The organism is Pseudomonas sp. CVAP#3, assembly GCF_018986375.1.
Lineage (GTDB): Bacteria > Pseudomonadota > Gammaproteobacteria > Pseudomonadales > Pseudomonadaceae > Aquipseudomonas > Aquipseudomonas helvetica.
Window position 1 is genome coordinate 1 of the sequence record NZ_JAHMSC010000022.1, and the last position, 26,587, is coordinate 26,587.

The 26,587-nt window shown below is 57.6% G+C and carries 28 protein-coding genes and 1 pseudogene; 14 read left to right on the top strand and 15 right to left on the bottom strand.

Annotated features, from left to right (window positions below; genetic code table 11):
• Positions 1–150: 150 nt before the first annotated feature.
• The 8 genes and pseudogenes from KRR23_RS25670 to KRR23_RS25705 all read right to left on the bottom strand — a co-directional run bounded on the left by KRR23_RS25670 (position 151) and on the right by KRR23_RS25705 (position 6,248).
• Positions 151–381 carry a hypothetical protein gene (locus tag KRR23_RS25670; RefSeq protein WP_216744731.1) on the bottom strand — a complete coding sequence of 77 codons (231 nt, stop codon included), beginning with the start codon at positions 379–381 and terminating at the stop codon, positions 151–153.
• A gap of 2 nt (positions 382–383) precedes the next feature.
• Positions 384–515 (bottom strand): annotated as a pseudogene (locus KRR23_RS25675) (InaA protein); the annotation flags it as partial.
• Between the two features lie 53 nt (positions 516–568).
• Positions 569–1,849 (bottom strand): HAMP domain-containing sensor histidine kinase, encoded by a 1,281-nt coding sequence (locus KRR23_RS25680; protein ID WP_216744732.1) that lies wholly within the window; start codon positions 1,847–1,849, stop codon positions 569–571.
• Positions 1,839–2,522: a two-component system response regulator ColR gene (colR, locus tag KRR23_RS25685; protein WP_054593790.1), complete on the bottom strand. Its 684-nt coding sequence runs from the start codon at positions 2,520–2,522 to the stop codon at positions 1,839–1,841. The genes KRR23_RS25680 and colR overlap by 11 nt, the downstream gene beginning before the upstream one ends.
• Positions 2,523–2,740: 218 nt before the next feature.
• On the bottom strand, positions 2,741–4,384 hold the full coding sequence (gene groL / locus KRR23_RS25690) for a chaperonin GroEL (RefSeq protein ID WP_216744733.1): 1,644 nt from the start codon (positions 4,382–4,384) through the stop codon (positions 2,741–2,743).
• A gap of 49 nt (positions 4,385–4,433) precedes the next feature.
• Positions 4,434–4,727, bottom strand: coding sequence for a co-chaperone GroES (locus KRR23_RS25695; RefSeq protein ID WP_008032125.1), 294 nt, complete (start codon positions 4,725–4,727; stop codon positions 4,434–4,436).
• A 246-nt stretch (positions 4,728–4,973) separates the two neighbouring features.
• Complete coding sequence (locus tag KRR23_RS25700; protein ID WP_216744734.1) at positions 4,974–5,450, bottom strand: FxsA family protein; 477 nt, start codon at positions 5,448–5,450, stop codon at positions 4,974–4,976.
• 66 nt (positions 5,451–5,516) lie between these two features.
• Entirely contained in the window at positions 5,517–6,248 is a 732-nt protein-coding gene (locus KRR23_RS25705) for a HugZ family protein (protein WP_216744735.1), read from the bottom strand.
• Positions 6,249–6,414: 166 nt separating this feature from the next.
• Between KRR23_RS25705 and KRR23_RS25710 the strand changes: the two genes are divergently transcribed.
• A complete protein-coding gene (locus KRR23_RS25710; RefSeq protein ID WP_216744736.1) occupies positions 6,415–7,173 on the top strand; it encodes an SDR family oxidoreductase in 759 nt (252 codons plus the stop codon).
• Between the two features lie 72 nt (positions 7,174–7,245).
• Here the strand turns inward: KRR23_RS25710 and apbC are convergent, their stop codons facing one another.
• Positions 7,246–8,340 (bottom strand): iron-sulfur cluster carrier protein ApbC, encoded by a 1,095-nt coding sequence (apbC, locus tag KRR23_RS25715; RefSeq protein WP_216744737.1) that lies wholly within the window; start codon positions 8,338–8,340, stop codon positions 7,246–7,248.
• Positions 8,341–8,632: 292 nt separating this feature from the next.
• Between apbC and metG the strand changes: the two genes are divergently transcribed.
• The 8 genes from metG to KRR23_RS25755 all read left to right on the top strand — a co-directional run bounded on the left by metG (position 8,633) and on the right by KRR23_RS25755 (position 15,728).
• Positions 8,633–10,684 (top strand): methionine--tRNA ligase, encoded by a 2,052-nt coding sequence (gene metG, locus KRR23_RS25720; protein ID WP_216744738.1) that lies wholly within the window; start codon positions 8,633–8,635, stop codon positions 10,682–10,684.
• A 120-nt stretch (positions 10,685–10,804) separates the two neighbouring features.
• Positions 10,805–11,392 carry an Rnf-Nqr domain containing protein gene (locus KRR23_RS25725; RefSeq protein WP_216744739.1) on the top strand — a complete coding sequence of 196 codons (588 nt, stop codon included), beginning with the start codon at positions 10,805–10,807 and terminating at the stop codon, positions 11,390–11,392.
• Entirely contained in the window at positions 11,389–12,603 is a 1,215-nt protein-coding gene (gene rsxB / locus KRR23_RS25730) for an electron transport complex subunit RsxB (protein WP_216744740.1), read from the top strand. Before KRR23_RS25725 ends, rsxB begins: the two co-directional genes overlap by 4 nt.
• Positions 12,590–13,588 (top strand): RnfABCDGE type electron transport complex subunit D, encoded by a 999-nt coding sequence (locus KRR23_RS25735; RefSeq protein WP_216744741.1) that lies wholly within the window; start codon positions 12,590–12,592, stop codon positions 13,586–13,588. The genes rsxB and KRR23_RS25735 overlap by 14 nt, the downstream gene beginning before the upstream one ends.
• Positions 13,585–14,190 (top strand): RnfABCDGE type electron transport complex subunit G, encoded by a 606-nt coding sequence (locus tag KRR23_RS25740; RefSeq protein ID WP_216744742.1) that lies wholly within the window; start codon positions 13,585–13,587, stop codon positions 14,188–14,190. The genes KRR23_RS25735 and KRR23_RS25740 overlap by 4 nt, the downstream gene beginning before the upstream one ends.
• Positions 14,187–14,777 carry an Rnf-Nqr domain containing protein gene (locus KRR23_RS25745; RefSeq protein WP_216744743.1) on the top strand — a complete coding sequence of 197 codons (591 nt, stop codon included), beginning with the start codon at positions 14,187–14,189 and terminating at the stop codon, positions 14,775–14,777. Before KRR23_RS25740 ends, KRR23_RS25745 begins: the two co-directional genes overlap by 4 nt.
• Before the next feature lie 25 nt (positions 14,778–14,802).
• Positions 14,803–15,441 carry an endonuclease III gene (nth, locus tag KRR23_RS25750; protein WP_216744744.1) on the top strand — a complete coding sequence of 213 codons (639 nt, stop codon included), beginning with the start codon at positions 14,803–14,805 and terminating at the stop codon, positions 15,439–15,441.
• Between the two features lie 107 nt (positions 15,442–15,548).
• On the top strand, positions 15,549–15,728 hold the full coding sequence (locus KRR23_RS25755; RefSeq protein ID WP_019693351.1) for a PA3496 family putative envelope integrity protein: 180 nt from the start codon (positions 15,549–15,551) through the stop codon (positions 15,726–15,728).
• A gap of 189 nt (positions 15,729–15,917) precedes the next feature.
• On the opposite strand, the gene KRR23_RS25760 is transcribed toward KRR23_RS25755, so the two are convergent.
• On the bottom strand, positions 15,918–16,544 hold the full coding sequence (locus tag KRR23_RS25760; RefSeq protein ID WP_054593803.1) for a response regulator transcription factor: 627 nt from the start codon (positions 16,542–16,544) through the stop codon (positions 15,918–15,920).
• A gap of 482 nt (positions 16,545–17,026) precedes the next feature.
• Between KRR23_RS25760 and KRR23_RS25765 the strand changes: the two genes are divergently transcribed.
• Positions 17,027–17,719, top strand: a complete 693-nt coding sequence (locus KRR23_RS25765; RefSeq protein WP_216744745.1) for a hypothetical protein — start codon at positions 17,027–17,029, stop codon at positions 17,717–17,719.
• A gap of 151 nt (positions 17,720–17,870) precedes the next feature.
• On the opposite strand, the gene KRR23_RS25770 is transcribed toward KRR23_RS25765, so the two are convergent.
• Both KRR23_RS25770 and KRR23_RS25775 read right to left on the bottom strand, forming a co-directional pair.
• Complete coding sequence (locus tag KRR23_RS25770) at positions 17,871–19,088, bottom strand: argininosuccinate synthase (protein WP_019693354.1); 1,218 nt, start codon at positions 19,086–19,088, stop codon at positions 17,871–17,873.
• 129 nt (positions 19,089–19,217) lie between these two features.
• Complete coding sequence (locus KRR23_RS25775) at positions 19,218–20,126, bottom strand: OmpA family protein (protein ID WP_216744746.1); 909 nt, start codon at positions 20,124–20,126, stop codon at positions 19,218–19,220.
• A gap of 156 nt (positions 20,127–20,282) precedes the next feature.
• Here KRR23_RS25775 and pyrC point away from each other — a divergent pair, with 156 nt between their 5' ends.
• Positions 20,283–21,329 carry a dihydroorotase gene (gene pyrC / locus KRR23_RS25780; protein ID WP_216744747.1) on the top strand — a complete coding sequence of 349 codons (1,047 nt, stop codon included), beginning with the start codon at positions 20,283–20,285 and terminating at the stop codon, positions 21,327–21,329.
• Positions 21,326–22,000, top strand: coding sequence for a ribonuclease T (gene rnt, locus KRR23_RS25785; protein ID WP_103315097.1), 675 nt, complete (start codon positions 21,326–21,328; stop codon positions 21,998–22,000). Before pyrC ends, rnt begins: the two co-directional genes overlap by 4 nt.
• Before the next feature lie 73 nt (positions 22,001–22,073).
• On the opposite strand, the gene KRR23_RS25790 is transcribed toward rnt, so the two are convergent.
• The gene (locus tag KRR23_RS25790) at positions 22,074–22,676 is read right to left on the bottom strand and encodes a peroxiredoxin (RefSeq protein WP_019693358.1); all 603 of its coding nucleotides are present in this window, start codon (positions 22,674–22,676) and stop codon (positions 22,074–22,076) included.
• A gap of 315 nt (positions 22,677–22,991) precedes the next feature.
• Here KRR23_RS25790 and KRR23_RS25795 point away from each other — a divergent pair, with 315 nt between their 5' ends.
• Together KRR23_RS25795 and bfr are read left to right on the top strand one after the other, a co-directional pair.
• The gene (locus KRR23_RS25795; protein WP_019693359.1) at positions 22,992–23,210 is read left to right on the top strand and encodes a bacterioferritin-associated ferredoxin; all 219 of its coding nucleotides are present in this window, start codon (positions 22,992–22,994) and stop codon (positions 23,208–23,210) included.
• A gap of 198 nt (positions 23,211–23,408) precedes the next feature.
• A complete protein-coding gene (gene bfr, locus KRR23_RS25800; protein WP_054593808.1) occupies positions 23,409–23,882 on the top strand; it encodes a bacterioferritin in 474 nt (157 codons plus the stop codon).
• 106 nt (positions 23,883–23,988) lie between these two features.
• Here bfr and grxD read toward each other — a convergent pair whose 3' ends face one another.
• Positions 23,989–24,330 (bottom strand): Grx4 family monothiol glutaredoxin, encoded by a 342-nt coding sequence (grxD, locus tag KRR23_RS25805; RefSeq protein WP_019693361.1) that lies wholly within the window; start codon positions 24,328–24,330, stop codon positions 23,989–23,991.
• Positions 24,331–24,427: 97 nt separating this feature from the next.
• Positions 24,428–26,536, bottom strand: coding sequence for a molybdopterin oxidoreductase family protein (locus tag KRR23_RS25810; protein ID WP_216744748.1), 2,109 nt, complete (start codon positions 26,534–26,536; stop codon positions 24,428–24,430).
• Between the last annotated feature and the right edge of the window lie 51 nt (positions 26,537–26,587).

Below are 26,587 nucleotides of genomic sequence, written 5' to 3' on the forward strand. Positions count from 1 at the left end.
CCGCTGGACTGCGTAGCAGGCCCAATTCAGGGCCGCTTCGCGCCCCAGCGGGAGCAAGCTCCCTCGCCACAACCGCGGATGTGCCTGAAACATCGGCTTAAGTGAACAGCATTACGCGTATGCGAGGCCTTTGATGTGGGCTGAGGGGTTTCAACTCTGGTGTTTCATTCCCTGAGTCATGCCAAGCATGAACAAGAACAGCTCATCATTTTCGGAGTGGGTCACCGTGGATGACTTCGCAGTCCGTGGTAGCGGGCAATGCACGCCGCCATTCTTTGCACTGAGAACTTGCGTACGTGGCTGCTCCAGGCCGACCACCGCCAATGAAACAACTGCCAAGGCTCCTGCCAAAAATAGCCCCCTAGCAATTTCTAGTTTCATCGCTACAAACCTTTGATAGAACTGCCAAACGCCTTCTTATAAAAATAGATGAGCTTCGCCCAATCCGCCGAGCCCCACGACGAGTGGCGGCGCAGCTGTTTCATGTCATGCGAAGCCGCTTGCTGGCGGGTCATGGACCCGAAAATCCGCCTGTTTGAACTCTGCTTCTACGGTCGCGACCGTGGCATCAGGCGTCCGGCTTGCCCAGCGCGACATGAAAGCGGCAGCCGTTGGGCTCCATGGTGCTGAGACTGACGCTCCAGCCCTGGTTTTCACAAATCCTCTGCACCAGCGACAGACCCAGCCCAAGCCCATCCCCACGCTTCTCGCCACCGCGTACAAACGGCTCGAACATCGCTTCACGCTTCTCTTCAGGAATACCGACGCCGCTGTCTTCGACCAGAAAACCGCGGGGCAGAATGGTCAGGCGAATAAATCCGCTATCGGTGTAGTGCAAGGCATTACGCAACAGGTTCCCCATGACCGCGTGCAGGAATGTCGCGTTATAGCGCGTATCCGTCGGGTTGCCGGGTTCATAAAACAGCGTGAGACCCTTGTCTTCGATCGGCTCGCGCCACAGGCCGAGCAAGTCCTCGGCCACCTGCCCCAAGGTCTGTTGCGGCGACATGCTGGCATCTTCGCGCTGGGCCCGGGCGAGCATCAGGAAGGTCTGGACCAGTTCGCGCATCTCTTCACAGGCACGAGCGATCCGCTCGACCTGGTTGCGACTGCGCTGATCGAGGTCCGGGTTCTCCAGCAACAGTTCGCAGGAGCTGGCCAATACCATCAACGGGGTGCGCAGTTCGTGACTGACGTCGCTGGTGAACAGCCGTTCGCGACTCAGCGCCTGGCGCAATCGGCCCAGCGTGGCGTCGAAGGCGACGGCCAGTTCACCGACTTCATCGGCGGCATAGTTCGGCGCCAGGGGCGGTGCCAGGCCGAGCAGTTGATCGCGGTGACGCACCTGGCGCGCCAGCCGGACCACCGGCGCCATGACCTTGCGCGCGAGCACCCAGCCAAGGAACACCGCCAATGCCAGACTTAATACAAACCCCACCAGTACCACGGCAAACAGCACTCGCTCGCGCTCTTCGAAATCGCTTTGATCCTGCATCAGGACGTAGCGGCGGCCGTCAACGATCTCGACGAGCGCGTGGTATGACAGCTGCTCGCGAAATACTTCATGAAAGCCCGCATTCAGATGCCGCAGGTCCCTGGGCAAGTCAAAGTCGCCAGGGCCGCCACTGAAGTAGAACAACTGATCGGGCTCGGGACGGTGACTCCAGTCGGCCATACTGTCCATCAACAGCAAACGCTGTAAATCGCCACCCAGGCCTGAAGAAATCAGCTTTTCTTCGACCAGATGCACGGTCGCCACGATGCCTATGGCGAATGCCCCCGCCACCAACGCACTCATCAAGGCAAAGGCAATAATGATCCGCTGAGCAAGGCTCTGCTTAAACTCCATCACGTCCCTCGGCCAGGCGATAGCCGACGCCGTGCACGGTTTGCAGCAATGGTTTGGCGAACGGCTTGTCGATCACCTGACGCAACTGATGGACGTGACTGCGCAAGCTGTCGCTGTCCGGACAGTCATCGCCCCAAAGGGCTTCTTCGAGTATTTCGCGACGCAAGACGTGTGGGCTTTTCTGCATCAACACCGCCAGCAGCTTGAGGCCTACCGGGTTGAGTTTCAGCAGGCGACCTTCGCGGGTCACTTCCAGCGTGTCGAGGTCGTAGCTCAGATCGCCAACCTGCAGGGCACGGCGACCGCCACCCTGGGTACGGCGCATGACCGCCTCGATGCGCGCCGCCAGTTCAGACAGGGCAAACGGTTTGACCAGGTAATCATCGGCACCGGACTTGAAGCCCTGCAGCCGGTCATCCAGTTGGTCACGGGCAGTCAGCATGATCACTGGGGTATCGCGCCGGGCATCTTCGCGCAGGCGTTTGCACAGGGTGTAACCATCGATGCCGGGCAGCATGATGTCGAGCACGATCAGGTCGTAATGCTCGGTGGCCGCCAGGTGCAGACCTGACAAACCGTCCTGCGCGCAATCCACGGTATAGCCTTTAAGCCCCAGGTAATCGGCCAGATTGGCGAGGATGTCGCGGTTGTCTTCAACCAATAGAATTCGCATGGGCACTTGCTCCGTACACAGTAACGGCCGTCTTGGCCCGCGCAGCTTAAGGCCAAGAGTGGCTCAGGGATAGATCTGTTGATCCAAACCCTGTCAGGGACGCAGAGCGTCCCGGGCTGCATTCCCACGCAGAGCGTGGGAACGATCATCTTCACAGAAAATAAAAAACCCCGCTGGCTTACGCCAGCGGGGTTTTTATCGTACGGGGTAAGGCTGGCTTACATCATGCCGCCCATGCCGCCCATACCGCCCATGTCTGGCATGCCGCCGCCAGCTGGACCGTCTTCCTTGATCTCGGCGATCATGGCTTCGGTGGTGATCATCAGGCTGGCAATCGACGAAGCCGCTTGCAGAGCCGAACGGGTCACTTTGGCCGGGTCCAGGATACCCATTTCGATCATGTCGCCGTATTCGCCGGTAGCAGCGTTGTAACCGTAGTTACCCTTGCCCTGCTTGACCTTGTCGACTACAACGCTTGGCTCGTCGCCGGAGTTGGCAACGATCTGACGCAGTGGCGCTTCAACAGCGCGACGCAGCAACTGGATGCCTACGTTCTGGTCATCGTTGTCGCCTTTCAGCTCGGAGATCGCTTGCAGAGCGCGAACCAGTGCCACGCCACCGCCAGGTACCACACCTTCTTCAACGGCTGCACGGGTAGCGTGCAGGGCGTCTTCAACGCGGGCTTTCTTCTCTTTCATTTCAACTTCGGAACCAGCGCCAACCTTGATCACTGCAACGCCGCCGGACAGCTTGGCCAGACGCTCTTGCAGTTTTTCACGGTCGTAGTCGGACGAAGTGTCAGCCACTTGTTGACGGATCTGAACAACGCGAGCCTGGATGTCAGCCTCAACGCCAGCACCGTCGATGATGGTGGTGTTTTCTTTGGACAGGATCACGCGCTTGGCATTACCCAGGTGTTCCAGGGTAGTGCTTTCCAGGCTCAGACCGATCTCTTCGGAGATAACGGTACCGCCAGTCAGGACAGCGATGTCCTGCAGCATGGCCTTGCGACGGTCGCCGAAGCCTGGGGCTTTGACGGCAGCCACTTTAACGATGCCGCGCATGTTGTTCACAACCAGAGTCGCCAGGGCTTCGCCTTCAACGTCTTCGGCAACGATCAGCAGAGGACGGCCGGCTTTGGCAACGGCTTCCAGCACTGGCAGCATTTCGCGGATGTTCGAGATCTTTTTGTCGACCAGCAGGATCAGCGGACCGTCCAGTTCGGCGGTCATGGTCTCTGGCTTGTTGACGAAGTACGGGGACAGGTAGCCACGGTCGAACTGCATGCCTTCTACAACCGACAGTTCGTTTTCCAGGCCCGAGCCTTCTTCAACGGTGATCACGCCTTCTTTACCGACTTTTTCCATGGCTTCGGCAATGATGTCGCCGATGGAGCTGTCGGAGTTGGCCGAGATGGTGCCGACCTGAGCGATTGCCTTGGTGTCAGCGCATGGCTTGGACAGGGCTTTCAGCTCTTTGACAATAGCGATGGTCGCTTTGTCGATGCCGCGCTTCAGGTCCATCGGGTTCATGCCGGCAGCGACGGCTTTCAGGCCTTCGTTGACGATCGATTGAGCCAGAACGGTAGCGGTGGTGGTGCCGTCGCCTGCGTCATCGTTGGCACGGGAGGCAACGTCTTTGACCAGCTGCGCGCCCATGTTTTCGAAACGATCTTTCAGTTCGATTTCTTTGGCTACGGAAACGCCGTCCTTGGTGATGGTCGGAGCGCCGAAGCTCTTCTCGATGATCACGTTACGGCCTTTAGGGCCCAGGGTCGCTTTTACTGCGTCAGCCAGGACGTTGACACCGGCGAGCATTTTCTTACGGGCGGAATCGCCGAATTTAACTTCTTTAGCAGCCATGATCGATATTCCTTAAATACTTTTGTAGTAGCGGGAAATTGAGCGCAAATCAGCCTTCGATAACAGCGAGAATCTCGTTCTCAGCCATTACCAGCAGGTCTTCACCGTCGACTTTCACAGTGTTGCTGCCGGAGTACGGGCCGAACACAACCTTGTCACCCACTTTCACGGCCAGCGCACGCACTTCACCGTTGTCCAGCACGCGGCCGGTACCGACAGCGAGGACTTCACCGCTGTTGGCTTTTTCGGCAGCCGAACCTGGCAGAACGATACCGCCAGCAGTTTTCTTTTCTTCTTCGCTGCGACGGATGACGACGCGGTCATGCAGAGGACGAAGCTTCATTGTCGATCTCTCCTAATTGTGGTTTTCAGCGGCCGGTGTAATCCCGGCAGGTTAAATTCCGGCGTTGCCGGTTGCGGTTCGCCAAGCGAACCGCGGAAGTCTGTCTGGTGGTCACCACCAGAAACCTTGCGGTGACCGTTACATAAGGGCGCATAAGCTTATTACAAGGGCTGGGCAGTGAATTTTTTTACATTACTGGCCACAGAAACGAACACGGCACCCGAAGGTGCCGTGTCGCTAAAGGAGTTACTTGGAATCGCGGTGCTCGAACTCGCCTTCGATCACGTTCGGCTCACGGCCCAGCGGTTGGCGCGGAGCCGGGCCGCCACGCGGTTGCAGATCGTCGGCAAAGGCACGCTGACGAATAGCCTGTTCTTCGGCGCGCTTGCGCATCGTGTTGGCCAGCAGCCGACGGGTGAGCGGCAACGTCATGATCAGGCCGATCACGCTGCTGATGAAACCTGGCAGGATCAACAGACCGCCACCCAACGCCAGCATCAGGCCTTCGAGCATGGTCTGGGCTGGCAATTCACCGCGGTTCAGGCTCTCACGAGCGCGCAATGCGGTGGCCAGACCGGCGATACGCAGCACGAACACGCCGAGCATCGAGCCGAGAATGATCAGCAGCAGCGCCGGGAAAAACCCGATGGCCGCGCTGACCTTGACGAATACGAACAGCTCCAACACCGGGAACAGCAGAAAGAGCAACAAAAAAGGGCGCATCAAATGGTTCCTCAACGCAAGAATGCCTTGCAAGTAGAACTTAGATGACGTCGCCGTTTCGTGATTTCAAGCGTCGGCTATCGCATTTTTCGGCCAATGCTCGGCGTGAGCCAGTAAAACCAAGGCTTCGCGTACTTGTGTCGGCGTATTACAAACCTCTGGGAACGGCAACCAGTACAGCCCCTGACCAATGCGCAGGTGCATCCCTTCGCTGTCGATACCCGCCAATTGAGCAGGTGAAGTTTTCGGCAAACCGGCCAGGTCGACGTAATGAGCGATGGCCTTGGCATGATCGGCGTTCATGTGTTCGACCATGCTCACTTCGGCCTTGCCGGCAAACGGGTTGGCCAGGGTCAACTGGTCGACCCAGTGAATCGCACCGAAACCGCCGATGTAGCGATGACGAACCGGTTTGAGTATCCAGAAATCGAAATCATGTGCCTTGTGATAGTTCTGCGAGTCCGGGAAATAGCGGTAATAACGCTCTGCGGCGGCATCGATGGCGGCCTGATCCTGGATTTTTTCCGCTTCGGCCAGGTAGGTCAGGCGACCAACGGCCTGCACGTCTTCAGCCTCGCGCTCACCCACCAGCAATGAGCATTTGGGGTCTTTTTGCAGATTGTGGGTGTGCTGGGCGATCCGGCTGATCAGGATCAGCGGCCGGCCCTGCTCGTCCAGGCAATAAGGAACCACTGAGCCGAACGGGAAACCGGGCATTGCCTTGGAGTGCGTCGAGAGCACTCCGCGGTATTCCTTGAGTAGCAATTCTCGGGCATGCTTGGCAGCTTCAACGCTCAATTTATGACTCCTTATATAGAATCCGTCAAAAAAACGGACAGGCACCTGGATCAAAGTTCCAGCAATGCCATCGGGGCAATTCTCGTGTGCAGCCAGGCCACATCAGGTGCAGATCGAGAGGCTCTCTAAAAGGAAACCACTCTGACCTGCCATTGGGGGCATGCGAATGAAACTCACTGACAAAGTAATCATTATCACGGGCGGTTGCCAGGGTTTAGGCCGTTCGATGGCCGAGTATTTCGCCGCCAAGGGCGCAAAACTGGCACTGGTCGATCTCAACCAGGAAAAGCTGGACCAGGCCGTCGCCGCCTGCAAAGCCGCCGGTGTCGAGGCTCGCGCTTATCTGTGCAACGTCGCCAATGAAGAACAGGTGACTCACATGGTCGCCCAGGTTGCCGAAGACTTCGGCGCGATCCACGGCCTGATCAACAACGCCGGGATTCTGCGCGATGGCCTGCTGATCAAGGTCAAGGACGGCGAAATGACCAAAATGAGCCTGGCCCAGTGGCAGGCCGTGATCGACGTCAACCTGACCGGAGTGTTCCTTTGCACCCGGGAAGTGGCAGCGAAAATGATCGAGCTGAAGACCAGCGGCGCGATCGTCAACATCTCCTCAATTTCCCGCGCCGGCAACGTCGGCCAGACCAACTACTCCGCCGCCAAGGCCGGGGTTGCTGCGGCCACCGTGACCTGGGCCAAGGAACTCGCGCGCTACGGCATTCGCGTGGCCGGTATTGCGCCGGGCTTCATCGAGACCGAAATGACCCTGAGCATGAAGCCTGAAGCGCTGGAGAAAATGACCTCCGGGATTCCGCTCAAGCGCATGGGCAAGCCCGAAGAAATTGCCCATTCGGCGGCCTACATCTTCGAGAACGACTACTACACCGGCCGGATCCTGGAGATGGATGGCGGTTTGCGCATCTAAGCCATACACAAAACAACTGTGGGAGCGCCGCCCGGCTGCTCCCACATTTAATCAGCGTCAATCTGACAGATATCAATCGTCACTGACAGTGATGTTCGGCATCGCTGGCGTGGCGGCTTCCTGCAAGACAATCCGCGCGCCCACGTGACGGGCCAGTTCCTGGTAGACCATGGCGATCTGGCTGTCCGGTTCGGCGATCACCGTTGGCTTGCCGCCATCGGCCTGCTCGCGGATCAACATCGACAGCGGCAGCGATGCCAGCAGTTCGACACCATATTGACTGGCCAGCTTCTCGCCGCCGCCTTCACCGAACAGGTGCTCGGCATGACCGCAGTTGGAGCAGATGTGCACGGCCATGTTTTCCACCACGCCGAGCACTGGAATGTTGACCTTGCGGAACATCTCCACGCCTTTGCGGGCGTCCAGCAATGCCAGATCCTGCGGTGTGGTGACAATCACCGCACCCGCCACCGGGACTTTTTGCGCCAGGGTCAACTGAATGTCGCCGGTGCCCGGCGGCATGTCGATCACCAGATAATCCAGCTCGCTCCAGGCGGTCTGCGTCACCAGTTGCAGCAAGGCGCCGGAGACCATCGGGCCACGCCAGACCATCGGCGTGTTGTCGTCGGTCAAAAACGCCATGGACATGACTTCAACGCCATGCGACTCGATCGGCACGAACCACTTCTGGTCCTTGATCTTCGGTCGGGTGCCTTCCGGGATGCCGAACATGATGCCCTGGCTCGGGCCGTAGATATCGGCATCGAGGATCCCGACCTTGGCGCCTTCGCGGGCCAGCGCCAGCGCAAGGTTGGCGGCGGTGGTGGATTTGCCCACGCCGCCCTTGCCGGACGCCACCGCGACCACGTTCTTGACGTTGGCCAAACCCGGGATCTGCGCCTGCGCCTTGTGCGCGGCAATCACGGTGGTGATGTCGACTTTGGCCGAGGTCACGCCCTCCAGTCCTTCGATCGCCATTTGCAGCATTTGCGCCCAGCCACTCTTGAACAGGCCGGCGGCGTAGCCCAGTTCCAGCTGAACGCTGACGCGGTCGCCCTGAATGTCGATGCTGCGCAGGCAACCGGCGCTGACCGGATCCTGGTTCAAGTAAGGGTCGGTGTACTGACGAAGGACGGCTTCCACCGCTGCGCGATTGACGGCGCTCATGGGCAACTCCGATAACAAGGCTGGAAAATCAGACGGGTATCCTACGCCGGACACTCATTTGTGGCGAGGGAGCTTGCTCCCGCTCGGGTGCGCAGCAGCCGTACATCATTGACGCGGTGGTACTGCCAGCTCGGCGTCGCCTGATTTGGGGCGGCTTCGCCACCCAGCGGAAGCAAGCTCCCTCGCCACAGGTTTTCGCAGCCGATGTATCCGGAAACAGGCCTGAAGGGTGAAAAATATGCGCCGGCGCTTTATAGTGGCCGACCTCCGTTTCATCAAGTAGCCGAGCCCCATGTCCGAGCCACGCAAGATCCTCGTCACCAGCGCCCTGCCCTATGCCAATGGTTCAATCCACCTTGGCCATATGCTTGAGTACATCCAGACCGATATGTGGGTGCGCTTCCAGAAGCATCGCGGCAATCAATGCACGTATGTCTGCGCGGACGACGCCCACGGTTCGGCCATCATGCTGCGCGCAGAAAAAGAAGGTATCACCCCGGAACAACTGATCGCCAACGTCCAGGCTGAACACAGCGCCGACTTTGCCGAGTTCCTGGTGGACTTCGACAACTTCCACTCCACTCACGCTGAAGAAAACCGTGAGCTGTCGAGCCAGATCTACCTGAAGCTGCGTGACGCCGGGCACATCGCCACGCGCTCGATCACCCAGTATTTCGACCCGGAAAAGAAAATGTTCCTGGCCGACCGCTTCATCAAGGGCACCTGCCCGAAATGCGGCACTGAAGACCAGTACGGCGACAACTGCGAAAAATGCGGTGCCACTTATGCGCCGACCGACCTGAAAGATCCGAAGTCGGCGATCTCGGGCGCCACCCCGGTGCTCAAGGATTCCCAGCACTTCTTCTTCAAGCTGCCGGACTTCCAGCAGATGCTGCAGGAATGGACCCGCAGCGGCACCCTGCAAGACGCAGTCGCGAACAAGATCGCCGAGTGGCTGGATGTCGGCCTGCAACAGTGGGACATCTCCCGCGATGCGCCGTATTTCGGTTTCGAAATCCCCGACGAGCCAGGCAAGTACTTCTATGTCTGGCTGGACGCGCCAATCGGCTACATGGCGAGCTTCAAGAACCTCTGCGCACGTCGTCCTGAACTGGACTTCGACGCGTACTGGGCCAAGGACTCCACTGCCGAGCTGTACCATTTCATCGGCAAGGACATCGTCAATTTCCACGCGCTGTTCTGGCCAGCCATGCTCGAAGGCGCGGGCTACCGCAAGCCGACCGGTATCAACGTACACGGCTACCTGACCGTCAACGGTCAGAAAATGTCCAAGTCCCGCGGCACCTTCATCAAGGCCCGGACCTACCTGGACCACCTGTCGCCGGAATACCTGCGTTACTACTACGCCGCCAAACTCGGCCGTGGCGTCGACGACCTGGACCTGAACCTCGAAGACTTCGTGCAGAAGGTCAACTCCGACCTGGTCGGCAAAGTCGTCAACATCGCCAGCCGCTGCGCAGGCTTCATCCACAAAGGCAACGCCGGTGTGCTGGTGGCCGGGAATGCCGCGCCAGAACTGACCGAAGCGTTCCTGGCCGCTGCGCCAAGCATCGCCGAGGCTTACGAGGCTCGCGACTTCGCCCGTGCCATGCGTGAAATCATGGGTCTGGCCGACCGCGCCAACGCCTGGATCGCCGATAAGGCGCCATGGTCGCTGAACAAGCAGGAAGGCAAGCAAGACGAAGTCCAGGCGATCTGCGCCCTGGGCGTCAACCTGTTCCGCCAACTGGTGATCTTCCTCAAGCCTGTGCTGCCGTTGCTGGCCGCCGATGCCGAGGCGTTCCTCAACGTCGCACCGCTGACCTGGAACGATCACGCAACCCTGCTCAGCAACCATCAGCTGAACGAGTTCAAACCGCTGATGACGCGCATCGACCCAGTCAAGGTGCAGGCCATGACCGACGCTTCAAAAGAAGACCTTGCCGCCAGCCAGACCGACACCGGCGATGCCGCCCCACAAGGGAATGGCGAACTGGCCAAGGATCCGCTGTCGCCAGAGATCGAGTTCGATACCTTTGCCGCGGTTGACCTGCGGGTGGCGCTGATTCTCAAAGCCGAAGCCGTGGAAGGTGCAGACAAGCTGCTGCGCCTGACCCTGGACATCGGTGACGAGCAACGCAACGTGTTCTCCGGCATCAAGAGCGCGTATCCAGACCCGGCCAAGCTTGAAGGTCGCCTGACAATGATGATCGCCAACCTCAAGCCACGCAAAATGCGCTTCGGGATCTCCGAAGGCATGGTCATGGCGGCAGGCCCTGGCGGCGAAGAAATCTACCTGTTGAGCCCGGACAGCGGCGCCAAGCCGGGTCAGCGCATCAAGTAAGTTGCCTGACTGAACCGATCCCACCGTCGCGTTGACTCGCGGCGGTGGGATTTTCATATCTGCTTGCCGGATAATGCCTAATCTTTATGCACAGGCCCGTTCGCTCAACCCGGCACGCCCATGACCGACATTCTGCTCACGCTCATCAGCACCGCCCTGATCAATAACTTCATCGTGCACTGGCCGCTGGGTGTCGATCCGTTGATGCAATCGACGCATGAGCCTGCCATCGAGCGCCGTCAGGTTCATGCCCTCGGCATTGCAACCACCTGCCTGATGTTGCTCAGCGGCGTTCTGGGTTACGCGGCCTATCACTGGTTGCTGATACCGCTTGGGCTGACGTCCTTGTACCTGTTTGTGTTTTTGCCCTTGAGCGTACTGCTGATTACCCCGGTGTTGAATCTGCTGACGCGTGCCCTGCCAGAGTTGCCGTTCAACGGCTTGTGGCCGTTGTTGCTGGGCAACGCTGGCGTGCTGGGGCTGAGCCTGTTCGGCATGCAGAGTGACAAAGGCTTTGGCTATCACGTAGCGCTATGTCTTGGCGCCGGGCTGGGTTTCTGGCTGGTGCTGAGTCTGTTCAGCGACCTGCGCCAGCGCATTCTCAATAACGATGTGCCCCTGCCCTTTCGTGGCCTGCCGATCGACCTGATCAGCGCCGGACTGGTCGCAGTGGCATTTCTCGGCTTCAGCGGACTGATCAAAACATGAGTCTGATTCAACGTATCGACGCACTCCTGCCGCAGACCCAATGCGGCAAATGCGGCCACCCCGGATGCAAGCCCTACGCTGAAGGCATTGCCAATGGCGAGGCAATCAACAAGTGCCCGCCAGGCGGCAACGAGACCATTTCAGCGTTGGCCGAACTGCTGAAAATCCCGGTGTTGGAACTGGACACCAGCCGTGGTTCGGCACCGGCACAAATTGCATTTATCCGTGAAGCCGAATGCATCGGCTGCACCAAGTGCATTCAGGCCTGCCCGATAGACGCGATTGTCGGCGCGGCAAAACTGATGCACACGGTGCTTATCGACGAATGCACCGGCTGCGATCTGTGTGTAGCCCCCTGCCCGGTGGATTGCATTGAAATGCATCCTTTACCCTCGACCCAGGTGCTGCCGATTATCGGTGGTCTGGCGTTCACGCCCGAAGAACTGCAGGCACGCACCGCCAAACGCGATCACGCAAGGCAGCGCTTCGAACAGCGCAATGCACGCCTGCGTCGTGAGGAAGAGCAAAAGCACGCCGAACGACTGGCCCGCGCGCAAAAAGCCGCTCAACACAGCGATACCAGCAATACCCCGCTGCAGGACGCCATTGCCCGGGTTCAGGCACAAAAAGCCGCTGCCGCCGATGCCGCGCTGAAAAAAGCCAAGATCGATGTGGCGATGAGCCGCGCGCAACTGAACAAATCGCTGAAAGCTTTTGGGCATCCTCCGACCTTTGAACAGCAGTCGCAGCTGATCATTTTGCAGCAGCAATTCGAAGCCGCCGAGCAGGCCCTGGCGCAGCTCGAAAGCACAGTCCCGTCAGCACCGGTGCAACCGACGGTGCCGGCCGACGATACCGAACTCAAACGCGCGAAAATCCAGCTGGCGATGCGTCGCGCCGAGCTGAAAAAAGCCCAGGCCAGCGAAGCACCGGCCGAGCAACTGGAAGCGCTCAGCGCAGCCCTGGCTCAAGCGGAGCAGGCGCTGCACGCTGCCGAGGGAGCCAGCGAAAAACCGGCCCCCGATCTGGTACGCGTCGAAAAACGTCCCATCGACGCTCAACTGCGGCAACTGAAAACCGAGCTGGCTTATGCCCGCGCCGATGTCAGCAAGCTCGAGCGGCGTCCTGATACGCCGTCGGAGCTGCTGGCCAAGGCCCGCGAACGGCTCTGCGAAGCCGAGCGCCAGGTAAACGCCTATGTCATCCCTTGAACCAGTCGATGATCGCCTGCAACAGGCGATGAAGCGGGTTTTACTGGCTACCGTGCCAGGCATGCTGGTGTTGTTCTGGTTATCTGGCTGGGGCGTTCTGATCAACCTGCTGCTGGCCTGCGGCAGCGCATTAGCCGTTGAAGCGCTGGTGTTGCGCTTGCGCAAGTACCCGCTCAAGCCTGCGATAAGCGACGGCAGCGCGTTGGTCAGCGCCACGTTGCTGGCACTGGCGTTACCACCTTACTGTCCATGGTGGCTGACGGTCAGCGCTGCGGCATTCGCGATGTTTTTCGGCAAGCACCTGTATGGCGGCGTCGGCAAAAACCCGTTCAATCCGGCCATGCTCGGTTTTGCTCTGGTACTGGTGTGTTTCCCGCGACAGATGACCCACTGGCCGACGTCCCACGGGATGAATCTACTCGCCGGCCTGCAACAGATTTTCGGTTTCAATTTCAGCGGTATCGAGCAGCCCGACGCCTGGGTGACGGCCACGGCGCTGGATAGCCTGCGAATCAACAAAAGCCTGACCATGGACGAACTCTTCGCCGGCAACCCGGCGTTTGGCCACGTGGGTGGTAAAGGTGTCGAATGGGTGAATCTGGCCTTTCTCGCGGGCGGCGCGTTCCTGTTACAGCAGCGGGTGTTCAGCTGGCATGCGCCGGTCGGCATGCTCGGCAGTCTGTTCGTCATCAGTCTGCTGTGCTGGAACGGATCGGGTTCGGACTCCCACGGCTCCCCGCTCTTTCACTTGCTGACGGGTGCGAGCATGCTCGGGGCATTCTTTATCGTGACCGAACCGGTGTCGGGAGCGAAGAGTCCCAAAGCCCGCCTGATGTTCGGCGCGGGCGTCGGTCTGCTGACCTACCTGATTCGAACCTGGGGCGGCTATCCCGATGGGGTGGCCTTTGCGGTGCTGCTGATGAATCTCTGCGTACCGGCCCTGGAACGCCTCGCTGCTGCACAATCAGAGCCTCGTACGCCATGAACCGGAATTTCAGTGTGCTGATGCTGGTGGTCGTGGCCGGATTGGGTGCAGGTGCTACATTTTTCCTGCAACACGCCACCGCACCGCAGATCTCGGCTGAACAGCGCTTGATCGAAAGCCGCAAGCTGTTCGACATGCTGCCAGCCGGCAGCTACGACAATCAGCCTTTGGACCAACCACTCGAACTCAAGGATATCGCGCTGAGCAACAGCACCTTACTGGGCGGTTACCTGACCACAGCAGCCGGAAAACCCAATGCAGTGATATTACGCAGCCAGGTGACGGGTTACGAAAATGCGATCGAACTGCTGATCGTGATCGACATCAACGGCAAGTTGCTGGGAGTCAAAACCCTCAAGCAATCGGAAACACCCGGACTGGGCGGGAGAATCGCCGACCAGCCCAATCCCTGGCTTCAGGGCTTTTTCGGCAAGTCGCGCAACGACCCTGGTGACAGTGGCTGGGCGCTGAAAAAAGATCAGGGGCAATTCGACCAGTTGATCGGCGCAACCGTCACTTCCAGGGCGGTGATCAGCGCGATCCATGATGCGTTACGCTATTTCGACGAGCATCAGCCACAACTGATCGGGAGCGGACAATGAAGCAGTCCTCGATGCTGCAGAACTCGCTGATATTGACCCCGTTGATCGGCGCCAGTGACTCCTTGGTAAAAGCCTTGGGTCTGTCGCTGTTATCGCTGCTGGTCATTGGTGTTTACGGCCTGAAGATGAGTGTATTGCGGCCGCGGATCGTCCCGTCCCTGCAGTTGATCACCTGCATTGCACTCGCCGCCACATTGACCAGCCTGGCAACATTGGCATTACAGGCCTGGGCCTTTGAACTGCATCAGCAACTGGGAATGTATGCCGGACTGATTGCCCTGCAGTGCATTGTGCTGGAGCACAGCGGCTTTTTTAGCCTGGCCAGCATGATCGACCGGATTCGCCTGTCCAGCCTGTTTTTTGGGCTGATGGTTGTACTGGGCGTGTTGCGAGAAGCCCTTGGCAATGGGTCATTCGCCAGCCATGTGTCCTGGTTGACCGGAATTATTGATTCCAGCGGGCAAGGCTGGCTGTTTGCCGCTGATGGCGGCATACGACTAGCCATCCTCGCCCCCGGCGGGTTTATCCTGCTGGGACTGCTCATAGCCGCCAAACAAGCCTGGCCTGGCGCCTCGACCTCACACTGACCGCCTTCAAGGAACTGCTCTGCCCATGAATGCCGCAAAACGCCTGGAAATTTTCCGTCGGCTTCACGAAGACAATCCGGAACCGAAAACCGAACTGGCCTACTCGTCACCCTTCGAATTGCTGATCGCCGTGATCCTTTCCGCGCAGTCCACGGACGTAGGCGTCAACAAGGCCACCACCAAGCTGTTTCCGGTGGCCAATACTCCGGCAGTGATGTATGCGCTGGGTGTAGAAGGATTGTCCGAGTACATCAAGACCATCGGCCTGTACAACAGCAAGGCAAAAAACGTCATCGAAACCTGCCGAATGCTGGTAGAGCTTCATGGTGGCGAAGTACCGCAAACCCGTGAGGAGCTGGAAGCGCTGCCCGGGGTCGGTAGAAAGACCGCGAACGTGGTGCTCAATACGGCTTTTCGTCAGCTGACGATGGCCGTCGACACGCACATTTTCCGGGTCAGCAACCGCACAGGGTTAGCGCCAGGCAAGAATGTCGTCGAGGTGGAAAAAAAACTGATGAAGTTTGTTCCCAAGGAGTATCTGCTCGACTCCCATCACTGGCTGATCCTCCACGGACGCTATGTTTGCCTGGCTCGCAAGCCCCGTTGTGGCAGCTGCCGTATCGAAGACCTGTGCGAATACAAGCAAAAGACCTCCGACGATTGAGGTTCTATTAGATTTATTGATTTACCGATTGAAAAAATCTTTTTTACCCGCCGGGAGAATGTCGATATAAGAAGCGCCAATGGCATTCTTAGCCTGGAGTTAACCTTATGAGCACTGGCAAAGAACAACTGGACACAGAAGACGACTTCATCTCTGTTGAGGCCGATGATGCCGAGCCTGTGGTAGAGGTAGCAAAGACCAACCTGAGCAAACGTCGCACCATCGATAATCTCCTGGAGGAGCGCCGCTTGCAAAAGCAACTGGCCGATTACGATTTTGACCTTTAACACCTGAAAGCCTCCCGAAATGGAGGCTTTTCAGCACTCCCTCAACCGCTGGGCAATGCTCTCTGATTCATCAATGAGTCCGGCGCGGCGGGGACATCAGGGCAAGCCATCCGGCGACTCAAAATCCGATCAGACTCCGCTTACCTTCAGACGCTTTCCATGCACAAATCACTACTCGCCCCGAGAGATTCAAACCAGACCATTACGCTGTGCAAGCTCGATCAGGTCTACCAGCGAGCGGGCATTGAGCTTCAATAGCAGACGCGTTTTGTAAGTACTCACGGTTTTGTTGCTGAGGAACATTCCATCGGCAATTTCCTTGTTGGTCTTTCCTCGGGCCAACTGTTGTAAAACCATCATCTCCCTTCCTGACAGACGATCCACCATGTCTGCTTCACTCGCGTTCCCCAAACTTGAGCGAACCGAGTGCAACGCCTGATTCGGAAAGTAGCTATATCCTGACAATACAGCCTTGATTGCACTGAGCAACTCGGTGAGGTCCTGCTGTTTGCAGACATACCCGGCGGCCCCTGCCTGCATGCAACGCATTGAAAAGTGACCGGGGGCCTGCGACGTCAAGACCAGCACTTTCAAAGGCATGGTGGTCGAGGTCAAGCGTGCAATAACTTCCAGGCCATCCAGTTTCGGAATACCGATATCCAGTATTACGATATCCGGCATCTGTTCACGGGCAAGTTGCAAGGCATCGACACCATTGTCCGTTTCGGCAATGACTTCGTAGCCATGACGCTCCATTAGCATACGTACAGCAAGACGAATGACGGGGTGATCATCCACGATCAGCACTTTATTCATGGGCAAGTCCAATTTCGCTGTTCGAATTTTTAGAGCCCGCACAATAGCGTAGTCGTTTCGACCTTGGGATGCTGCCCACCCCAACCACCTACACCGAGAGACAATCCCTACAAACAACAAGGATTCCCCCTACAGGATTTCATAAAAAACAATGTCGCTTAAAGTTTATTCGAGGCTTCCGCCCTCTGGTCACCGGTATTTTTTCTGTGGGCATCTAAGAAACCAGCTGACAATACACACTCTATCCCGGTCATTAATGAAACATGAGTCTATTATCAAAAAAAACAACCCGCTTTCACCCGCTTACATGAATCACCCTAAAACAAGGCTATTGATCCGTTAAAAATAGTGATAAAACTGCAAAGTCGACCGCCCCATAAACCCTTTACAAAAACTAATAAATCAATACCGAACCACCACGACCACTTAACATTTTCACCCACAAGGAATCACTATAGATCACTATTTAACGAGCAATCAAAATGACAAAAACTCAAAAAAAAATATCCAACCCGATGACCATAATTGCGATATTTGCGACGCTCTCCGAAACTTCGGCAGCCGTATCGTTGCCCTTTCTTGACAACGAGGAGCGCCAGACGTACATCTGGTTTCTGATCAGCTTCCCCTTTTACCTGCTCTTTTTATTTTTTATCACACTCAACTTTAACTACAAATCACTGTATGCACCTTCTGATTTTCAAAAGAGCAAACAGTTTGTAAAAGTCATCGACGATGCTGCTCGACCAGAAAAAAACAGAAACACCTCCCTCAACGACCCCGCTGAAGAGGAGAATCAACCCAACTCAATCAAAGGACATAAACCCGACTATCTACTTCAGAGCGCGCCCGCTCCACCCGCCTATATAACCTTCATCACGAACCTTACAACCCAACAGCCAGTGTCTTTACCTGCGTCGATACACGGCATGCAGATCATTGATGCACGATGGATTCGCAAAAAGAAAGATGTCGGCAGTTTGATGAACGCGCTCTATTCAAGGAAACACCATGACCGTGAAGTGATCGTATTCCTGACAAGCGGTGAGTCGGAACATTTGATTAACGAAAGAGCACTCAAAAAATCAGATGCAAGATCCCTGGAGCCCAAAGAGTCTTTTTACATGAGTTATAACTTGAGTACTTTGGCAGTGACCGTCGTCAGCCAGCACTGACAGAACAGAAGGGGGGGGGAACAGACAATCCAGGAAGTTAATAACCAAGACCAGGTGACGCAGACTCAGGAGACAAACCACACACGAATGCTTCGATCACATTGTGGCCCCGTTACAAACGGGGCCACAATCGTTGATCATGCCAACAACATCAGAACAGCTTGCGGCCTTTGTTTGCGGCAATGCGCATACGCAGAGCGTTCAGCTTGATGAAGCCGGCTGCATCAGCCTGGTTGTAAGCGCCGCCATCTTCTTCGAAGGTAGCAATGTTGGCGTCGAACAACGATTCGTCAGACTTGCGACCGGTGACGATCACGTTGCCTTTGTACAGCTTCAGGCGAACCACACCGTTCACATGCGCCTGGGAAGCATCGATCATCTGTTGCAGCATCAGACGCTCAGGGCTCCACCAGTAACCGGTGTAGATCAGGCTGGCGTATTTAGGCATCAGCTCGTCTTTGAGGTGAGCTACTTCACGATCCAGGGTGATCGATTCGATCGCCCGGTGAGCGCGCAACATGATGGTGCCACCAGGGGTTTCGTAGCAACCACGGGACTTCATGCCGACGTAACGGTTCTCGACGATGTCCAGACGGCCGATGCCGTGCTCGCCACCGATACGGTTCAGGGTCGCCAGCACGGTAGCCGGAGTCATTTCGACGCCGTCCAGTGCAACGATGTCGCCGTTGCGGTAAGTCAGTTCCAGGTACTGCGGCTTGTCGGGAGCGTTCTCCGGGGAGACGGTCCAGCGCCACATGTCTTCTTCGTGCTCGGTCCAGGTGTCTTCCAGCACGCCGCCTTCATAGGAGATGTGCAGCAGGTTGGCATCCATCGAGTACGGGGATTTTTTCTTGCCGTGACGTTCGATCGGGATCGCGTGCTTCGCCGCATAATCCATCAGCTTCTCGCGGGACAGCAGGTCCCACTCGCGCCAAGGGGCGATCACTTTCACGCCCGGCTTGAGTGCATAGGCGCCCAGTTCAAAACGAACCTGGTCGTTGCCCTTGCCGGTCGCGCCATGGGAAATGGCGTCAGCGCCGGTTTCGTTGGCGATTTCGATCAGGCGTTTGGCGATCAACGGACGAGCGATGGAAGTACCCAGCAGGTACTCGCCTTCGTAAACGGTGTTGGCACGGAACATCGGGAAAACGAAATCACGCACGAATTCTTCGCGCAGATCGTCGATGTAGATTTCTTTTACGCCCATGGCTTGTGCCTTGGCGCGGGCCGGCTCGACCTCTTCACCCTGACCCAGGTCAGCGGTAAAGGTCACCACTTCACAGTTATAAGTATCCTGCAGCCACTTGAGGATCACCGAAGTGTCCAGGCCGCCGGAATACGCCAGAACGACCTTGTTTACGTCCGCCATGCCATCACTCCACGGGGTTCTACGGAAAGCCGAGAAGTCTACCGCTGCGAGAGGATAAATTACAGAGGCGCGACAGCTTATGATGACGAAGCGACAGATTATGTCGAGCGGGCGACGATTTCAGCCGGTTCAGGAGGTCGTCGCGGCACTGCTTGCCGAGCTGACTTGCGGAGCCGGTTTATCGGTGGGTGCAACGCGCTCAAGATGAACGTTGACCCGGCGATTCCTGGCCCGATTGGCGGTGTTGGTGTTAGGGGCCAACGGATAGCGTTCGCCGTGAAAACGCATCGTGATCTGCGACTCCTGAATGCCATTGGCCTTGAAGAAGTCCATCACCGCCAGCGCCCTGCGCCGAGACAGATCACGGTTGGTCAGGCGATTGCCACTGTTATCGGAATGGCCGTCAAGTTCAATGTGATTGACCGTCGGGTCGGCCTTCATGAAGTTCAGCATGACCTGCAGCTTGGCCTTGGCCTGCGCATCCAGATCGATACCACCACCCGGAAAACCAACCTCAGCCTGCTTAACCTGCTCGTAATTCATCGGCAGCAACTTGGCGACACACGCCTGATAATCGGCGTAGGCCTTGCTGAAACTGACCGGCAACAAACGGACTTCCGACACACCGCCATCGCGCGAATAATGGCGAATCAGCGGACTGCGACCGTCCATCAAACCACCGATAAGGCGTCCAGCCTGGAGCTGCGAACTGTTGAACAGCACATCACCGCTGCCAACCTTGACCGCCCCCAGATTGATATCGCCGCGCCCCGGCTGCCAAGGCGCAGCGGCGGCCAGCAACGTCGCCGAGCCGCCGCTGATCATCGGGTTGTAGGCCTTCAGACGAAAGGTGGCCTGCTCGCCTGCGCGCCGCACGAACTCGCCCGAACCGAAATCGGCAATCGGCTGGCTCAGGCGACATTCGAACTTGTCGCCTTCGACCGTCCACTCGATGCTCTCCAGACGCGTCTGGAAAGTGAGCGCCATCGCAGGAAGGCTGGCAAACACGCTGAGCAAGGCTAAATAACGCTGGCGCACGGGAGGCTCCACTGGCTTCTACAACAAAAAGACCGATACATATAATTACGGCATACCTTTGTCATATCGGAAGCTTGCTGCAAAACTTGATAGCGAGTGCCTGGATGAGTCTTTTCCGGTAGCATTCCCTTGAGTTTGACCCGCCTGGAATCCCCAATGTCCGACCGCCTGACCCTGCTGCGTCCCGACGACTGGCATATTCATCTTCGCGATGGTGCTGTGTTGCCCAATACTGTCGCGGATGTCGCGCGCACCTTTGGTCGCGCGATCATCATGCCTAACCTGGTACCACCGGTGCGTAACGCCGCTGAAGCCGACGCCTATCGCCAGCGCATTCTCGCTGCGCGCCCGGCCGGCAGCCGTTTCGAACCGCTGATGGTGCTCTACCTGACCGACCGGACTACACCCGATGAAATTCGCGAGGCCAAGGCCAGCGGTTTCGTTCACGCCGCCAAGCTGTATCCGGCTGGCGCGACCACCAACTCGGACTCCGGTGTTACCAGCATCGACAAGATCTTCCCCGCGATCGAGGCCATGGCCGAGGCCGGGATGCCCTTGTTGATTCACGGTGAAATCACCCGCGGCGACGTCGATGTCTTCGACCGCGAAAAAATCTTCATCGACGAGCACATGCGTCGGGTCGTGGAGCGTTTTCCAACGCTCAAAGTGGTGTTCGAACACATCACCACCAGCGATGCCGTGCAGTTCGTCAACGAGGCTTCGGCCAACGTTGGCGCAACCATCACCGCTCACCACTTGCTGTATAACCGCAACCACATGCTGGTGGGCGGGATTCGTCCGCACTTCTATTGCTTGCCGATTCTCAAGCGCAATACGCATCAGGTCGCCCTGCTTGACGCCGCTACCAGCGGCAGCGAGAAGTTCTTCCTGGGCACGGACTCGGCCCCGCACGCCCAACACGCCAAAGAAGCCGCGTGTGGCTGTGCCGGTTGCTACACCGCTTATGCCGCGATCGAGATGTACGCCGAAGCCTTTGAACAGCGTAATGCGCTGGACAAGCTCGAAGCCTTCGCCAGCCTCAACGGCCCGCGCTTCTACGGCCTGCCGGCGAACACCGACCGCATTACCCTGGTCCGCGAAGAATGGACCGCCCCAACCAGCCTGCCGTTCGGCGAGCTGACTGTCATCCCGCTGCGCGCCGGTGAAAAACTGCGCTGGCGCCTGCTGGAGGAACACGCGTGAGTGAAGACCATTTCGACGACGAACAGGAAAGTTCAGGCGGAGGTGGTTCACGTCACCCGATGGCAGCCAGGTTCCGTGGATACTTGCCCGTTGTCGTCGACGTTGAAACCGGTGGTTTCAACTGTGCCACTGACGCCTTGCTGGAAATTGCCGCCACGACCATCAGCATGGACGAAAAAGGTTTTGTGTACCCCGATCACACCTATTTCTTCCGTGTAGAACCGTTCGAAGGCGCCAACATCGAAGCCGCGGCGCTGGAGTTCACCGGGATCAAGCTCGATCATCCCCTGCGCATGGCCGTGAGTGAAGAAGCGGCACTGACCGACATCTTCCGTGGCATACGCAAGGCGCTGAAAGCCAACGGCTGCAAACGGGCGATCCTCGTCGGCCATAACAGCAGCTTTGACCTGGGCTTCCTCAATGCCGCCGTTACGCGCCTGGACATGAAGCGCAATCCGTTTCACCCGTTCTCCAGCTTCGACACCGCGACACTGGCCGGTCTGGCTTATGGTCAAACGGTCCTGGCCAAGGCGTGCCAGGCTGCCGATATCGACTTCGACGGTCGCGAGGCCCACTCGGCTCGCTACGACACCGAGAAGACTGCCGAGCTGTTCTGCGGCATCGTCAATCGCTGGAAACAAATGGGCGGCTGGGAAGATTTCAACGACTGATTCAGTCGCAGGATTTATCCCGCCCATAAAAAAACCGGCCTCAGCGGCCGGTTTTTTATGCCTGACGCGTGGCTTACAGCTTGCCAGCGTTCTCGGTCAGGTAAGCCGCAACGCCTTCTGGCGAAGCAGTCATGCCCTTGTCGCCTTTTTTCCAGTTGGCCGGGCAAACTTCGCCGTGCTCTTCGTGGAATTGCAGGGCGTCGACCAGGCGAATCAGCTCTTCCATGTTACGGCCCAGTGGCAGGTCGTTGACGATCTGCGAGCGAACAACACCTTTGTCGTCGATCAGGAATGCGCCACGGAAAGCCACGCCGCCTTCGGACTCAACGTCGTAGGCCTTGGCAATGTCGTGCTTCATGTCAGCAGCCATGATGTACTGAACCTGACCGATGCCGCCGGCATTGATCGGGGTGTTGCGCCAGGCGTTGTGAGTGAAGTGCGAGTCGATCGAAACAGCGATCACTTCAACGTTGCGAGCCTTGAAGTCAGCCATGCGGTGGTCCAGAGCGATCAGCTCGGACGGGCAGACGAAGGTGAAGTCCAGTGGGTAGAAGAACACCAGGCCGTATTTGCCTTTGATGGCCGAGGACAGGGTGAAGCTGTCAACGATTTCGCCATTGCCGAGTACGGCCGGTACGGTGAAGTCAGGGGCTTGTTTGCCTACGAGTACGCTCATTGGATATCTCCTGGTGTGGTGGCGTGAAGAACGGCATCGAACCAGTCTGTCGCGAATAAACGACAGGTTCATGACTCGAGTGCCCTTCGCAAAGACCGCACATCATACACCGCGTTTTTCGCCTGTCCTTAGCGCTTTTTACAACGACATCAAAAACCTCGGCGCAGGCTTGATGACACTGTCCCGGGCACATTATGCCGTTCGTCAGGCTGTCGCTGTTCTGGCGCAAAGCGTGTCGAAACCACTTTGACAATCATTCTCGTTAACATTAAGATCCGTCGCAACCGAGCCATAACCCACGACGGTTCTCAATTTATGTATGTCTGCCTTTGCACTGGTGTCACCGACGGAAAAATCCGCGATGCGATCTATGAAGGTTGCTGCAGCTACCGCGAGGTACGCCAAGCTACCGGCGTTGCCGGCCAATGTGGAAAATGCGCCTGCCTTGCCAAACAAGTGGTGCGCGAAACCCTGGCCGAGTTGCAATTAAGCCAGGCGGCGATCCCCTACCCTGTAGAATTTTCGGCAGCGTAAATAGAACATTCGAAAGAACCGGACTTAGCGTCCGGTTTTTTTATGTCTGCAATTCAATCGCTTAGCGCTAGGATGCGGAACACAAACATTCTTATTCCGATTAATTTTAATATAGTATTCAATAACTTAGATTTGACACTAACAACTGCCCGGCTCAAACTTCGCCGCCTACAGGGTAATTAAAGGGCAGGACCCCACATGAAAGGCGACATCACGGTTATCCAGCACCTCAACAAGATTCTTGGCAATGAGCTGGTCGCAATCAATCAGTATTTCCTGCATGCGCGCATGTATGAAGATTGGGGCCTGAACAAGCTCGGCAAGCACGAGTACCACGAATCCATCGACGAGATGAAACACGCGGACAAGCTGATCAAGCGCATCCTGTTCCTCGAAGGCCTGCCAAACGTCCAGGATCTGGGCAAGCTGCACATCGGCGAGCACACCAAGGAAATGCTTGAGTGCGACCTGAGCATCGAGCGTACCGGCCATGCCGACCTCAAAGTGGCTATCGCTCACTGCGAAACCGTCGGGGACTTCGGCAGCCGTGAACTGCTCGAAGATATTCTCGAATCCGAAGAAGAACATATCGACTGGCTGGAAACTCAACTGAGCCTGATCGATAAAGTCGGTCTTGAGAACTATCTGCAATCGCAGATGGGCGACGAGTAAGTTCTACAGCTCTGATCTCGGCTCAATAAAAAGCCCCGCCCTCTTACGAGAGGCGGGGCTTTTTATTACCAGCAGGAGCGGCCGGACGGCCGCTTCTGCCTATAAATCAGGCTTCGGTCTTGCCAGCAGCAGCTTTGGCCGCAGCGTCTTTGATCAGGGCCTGCAACGAACCGTCAGCGGCCATTTCAGTCATGATGTCGCTACCACCGACCAGCTCACCAGCAACCCACAATTGCGGGAAGGTTGGCCAGTTGGCGTACTTTGGCAGGTTGGCACGGATTTCCGGGTTCTGCAGGATGTCCACGTAAGCGAACTTCTCACCACAGCCCATGACGGCCTGAGCGGCTTTCGCGGAGAAGCCACACTGTGGGGCATTCGGCGAGCCTTTCATGTAAAGCAGAATGGTGTTGTTAGCAATCTGCTCTTTAATAGTTTCGATGATATCCATGGAGCACCTCGGCTGAACTTTCCGACTCAGTTGTCGGCACGGTGACGCATTGTAACGGAAAGCCGAGCGCCATGCTCGGTCTCCCCGACAGACATGTTTACGCTGCCGCGACGGTCACCGGCACACCATTAAGCGCCGCATTTCCGGACAACTCATCGATCTGGCGCTCATCGGTCAGGTCATTGGCGCTGGAGCCTGGTTGGCCCATGGCAATGGCCATCTGCACTCCCGGCCGGGCATGGCCCCAACCGTGCGGCAGGCTGACCACGCCTTTCATCATCTCGACACTGCTCAGCACTTCGACTTCGATCACCCCGACCCGTGAACTGACCCGCACCCGTTGGCCATCGCTTAGCCCGCGACTGGAAAGATCGTCCGGGTGCATCAGCAACTGATGACGCGGTTTGCCTTTTACCAGACGGTGGTAGTTGTGCATCCACGAGTTATTGCTGCGCACATGGCGGCGGCCGATCATCAATAGCTCATCGGTAGCCGGCGCCTGCAATGCGGCAAATCGCGCGAGGTCAGCCAGGATCGCCGGTGGCGCCGCCTGCACACGCTGGTTGGCGGTTTTCAGACGCGGCGCCAGGTTTGCCTGAAGAGCGCCCAGATCGACCCCGTGAGGATGATCGAACAAGTTCGCCACCGACAGTTTGTGCGGCGACGCATCACCATAGCGCCCGGCTCGCAAACCGAGGTCGATCATCTTCGCCGGGGGCATCGTCGGCTTCAGTTCTTTGCCGGTTTTCGCCGCAAAGGCCTGGGCCAGGCCGACGAAAATCTCCCAATCGTGCAGCGCACCGTCGGGCTTGGGCAGGATTGCCCGGTTGAAACGGCTGACGTTGCGCACCGCGAACATATTGAACGTGGTGTCGTAGTGATCGTTTTCCAGCGCCGAAGTCGACGGCAGAATCAAGTCGGCATAACGCGTGGTCTCGTTGATATACAGGTCGATGCTGAGCATGAACTCCAGCCCATCCAGTGCCTGCTCCAACTGCCGGCCATTAGGCGTCGACAACACCGGGTTACCCGCCACGGTAATCAACGCCCGCACCTGCCCTTCGCCTTCGGTGAGCATCTCTTCGGCCAGCGCCGACACCGGCAACTCACCGGCGTATTCCGGACGGCCAGACACGCGGCTTTGCCAGCGATTGAAATGCCCGCCCGATGTGGACGCCACCAGATCGACCGCAGGCTCGGTGCACAGCGCGCCGCCGACCCGATCCAGGTTGCCGGTGACCAGATTGATCAGTTGCACCAGCCAATGACACAAGGTGCCGAACGCCTGGGTCGAAACGCCCATACGGCCATAACACACGGCAGTTTTCGCGCTGGCGAAGTCTCGCGCCAACTGACGAATCTGCTCGGCCGGCACGGCGCACAGCGGGCTCATGGCCTCGGCACTAAAGGATGCGACGGCCTGACGAACCTCCTCCAGCCCGTCTACCGGCAAATGACTGTCGCGGCTCAAGCCCTCGGCGAACACGGTATTGAGCAACCCGAATAACAGGGCCGCATCACCACCCGGGCGGACGAACACATGCTGATCGGCAATCGCTGCCGTTTCGCTGCGACGCGGATCGACCACCACCACTTTGCCGCCTCGGGCCTGAATCGCCTTCAAGCGCTTTTCGACATCCGGTACAGTCATGATGCTGCCGTTGGAGGCCAGTGGATTACCGCCCAGGATCAGCATGAAATTGGTGTGATCGATGTCCGGTATCGGCAGCAGCAAACCGTGGCCGTACATCAAATGGCTGGTGAGATGCTGAGGTAATTGATCGACCGAGGTTGCAGAGAAACGATTGCGGGTTTTCAGCAAACCGAGGAAGTAATTGCTGTGGGTCATCAACCCATAGTTGTGCACGCTGGGATTGCCCTGATAAACCGCGACGGCGTTCTGGCCATGACGCTCCTGAATCGCCGACAGGCGTTCGGCCACCAGTGCAAATGCCTCGTCCCAGGCGATCGCTTGCCACTCGCTGCCGACCCTCAGCATCGGCTGTCGCAGGCGGTCGGGATCGTTCTGGATATCTTGCAGCGCCACGGCCTTGGGGCAGATATGACCGCGACTGAAGCTGTCCTGCGGATCACCCTTGATCGAGGTGATTTGCACGCCAGCGTCTTCGGTTGCAGTGGTTTCGATGGTCAAGCCGCAAATGGCTTCACACAGGTGGCAGGCACGGTGATGAAGAGTCTTGGTCATGGCCATTCTCTGTTTTATTCGAGGCAACCGGCATCAGGTTGCGGGAACAAA

Excerpts from the sequence above, each read along its gene's own strand:
- KRR23_RS25670 (WP_216744731.1), bottom strand. The coding sequence starts at position 381 with ATGAAACTAGAAATTGCTAGGGGGCTATTTTTGGCAGGAGCCTTGGCA.
- KRR23_RS25680 (WP_216744732.1), bottom strand. The coding sequence starts at position 1,849 with ATGGAGTTTAAGCAGAGCCTTGCTCAGCGGATCATTATTGCCTTTGCC.
- colR (WP_054593790.1), bottom strand. The coding sequence starts at position 2,522 with ATGCGAATTCTATTGGTTGAAGACAACCGCGACATCCTCGCCAATCTG.
- groL (WP_216744733.1), bottom strand. The coding sequence starts at position 4,384 with ATGGCTGCTAAAGAAGTTAAATTCGGCGATTCCGCCCGTAAGAAAATG.
- KRR23_RS25695 (WP_008032125.1), bottom strand. The coding sequence starts at position 4,727 with ATGAAGCTTCGTCCTCTGCATGACCGCGTCGTCATCCGTCGCAGCGAA.
- KRR23_RS25700 (WP_216744734.1), bottom strand. The coding sequence starts at position 5,450 with ATGCGCCCTTTTTTGTTGCTCTTTCTGCTGTTCCCGGTGTTGGAGCTG.
- KRR23_RS25710 (WP_216744736.1), top strand. The coding sequence starts at position 6,415 with ATGAAACTCACTGACAAAGTAATCATTATCACGGGCGGTTGCCAGGGT.
- apbC (WP_216744737.1), bottom strand. The coding sequence starts at position 8,340 with ATGAGCGCCGTCAATCGCGCAGCGGTGGAAGCCGTCCTTCGTCAGTAC.
- metG (WP_216744738.1), top strand. The coding sequence starts at position 8,633 with ATGTCCGAGCCACGCAAGATCCTCGTCACCAGCGCCCTGCCCTATGCC.
- KRR23_RS25725 (WP_216744739.1), top strand. The coding sequence starts at position 10,805 with ATGACCGACATTCTGCTCACGCTCATCAGCACCGCCCTGATCAATAAC.
- rsxB (WP_216744740.1), top strand. The coding sequence starts at position 11,389 with ATGAGTCTGATTCAACGTATCGACGCACTCCTGCCGCAGACCCAATGC.
- KRR23_RS25735 (WP_216744741.1), top strand. The coding sequence starts at position 12,590 with ATGTCATCCCTTGAACCAGTCGATGATCGCCTGCAACAGGCGATGAAG.
- KRR23_RS25740 (WP_216744742.1), top strand. The coding sequence starts at position 13,585 with ATGAACCGGAATTTCAGTGTGCTGATGCTGGTGGTCGTGGCCGGATTG.
- KRR23_RS25745 (WP_216744743.1), top strand. The coding sequence starts at position 14,187 with ATGAAGCAGTCCTCGATGCTGCAGAACTCGCTGATATTGACCCCGTTG.
- nth (WP_216744744.1), top strand. The coding sequence starts at position 14,803 with ATGAATGCCGCAAAACGCCTGGAAATTTTCCGTCGGCTTCACGAAGAC.
- KRR23_RS25755 (WP_019693351.1), top strand. The coding sequence starts at position 15,549 with ATGAGCACTGGCAAAGAACAACTGGACACAGAAGACGACTTCATCTCT.
- KRR23_RS25760 (WP_054593803.1), bottom strand. The coding sequence starts at position 16,544 with ATGAATAAAGTGCTGATCGTGGATGATCACCCCGTCATTCGTCTTGCT.
- KRR23_RS25765 (WP_216744745.1), top strand. The coding sequence starts at position 17,027 with ATGACAAAAACTCAAAAAAAAATATCCAACCCGATGACCATAATTGCG.
- KRR23_RS25770 (WP_019693354.1), bottom strand. The coding sequence starts at position 19,088 with ATGGCGGACGTAAACAAGGTCGTTCTGGCGTATTCCGGCGGCCTGGAC.
- pyrC (WP_216744747.1), top strand. The coding sequence starts at position 20,283 with ATGTCCGACCGCCTGACCCTGCTGCGTCCCGACGACTGGCATATTCAT.
- KRR23_RS25790 (WP_019693358.1), bottom strand. The coding sequence starts at position 22,676 with ATGAGCGTACTCGTAGGCAAACAAGCCCCTGACTTCACCGTACCGGCC.
- KRR23_RS25795 (WP_019693359.1), top strand. The coding sequence starts at position 22,992 with ATGTATGTCTGCCTTTGCACTGGTGTCACCGACGGAAAAATCCGCGAT.
- bfr (WP_054593808.1), top strand. The coding sequence starts at position 23,409 with ATGAAAGGCGACATCACGGTTATCCAGCACCTCAACAAGATTCTTGGC.
- grxD (WP_019693361.1), bottom strand. The coding sequence starts at position 24,330 with ATGGATATCATCGAAACTATTAAAGAGCAGATTGCTAACAACACCATT.
- KRR23_RS25810 (WP_216744748.1), bottom strand. The coding sequence starts at position 26,536 with ATGACCAAGACTCTTCATCACCGTGCCTGCCACCTGTGTGAAGCCATT.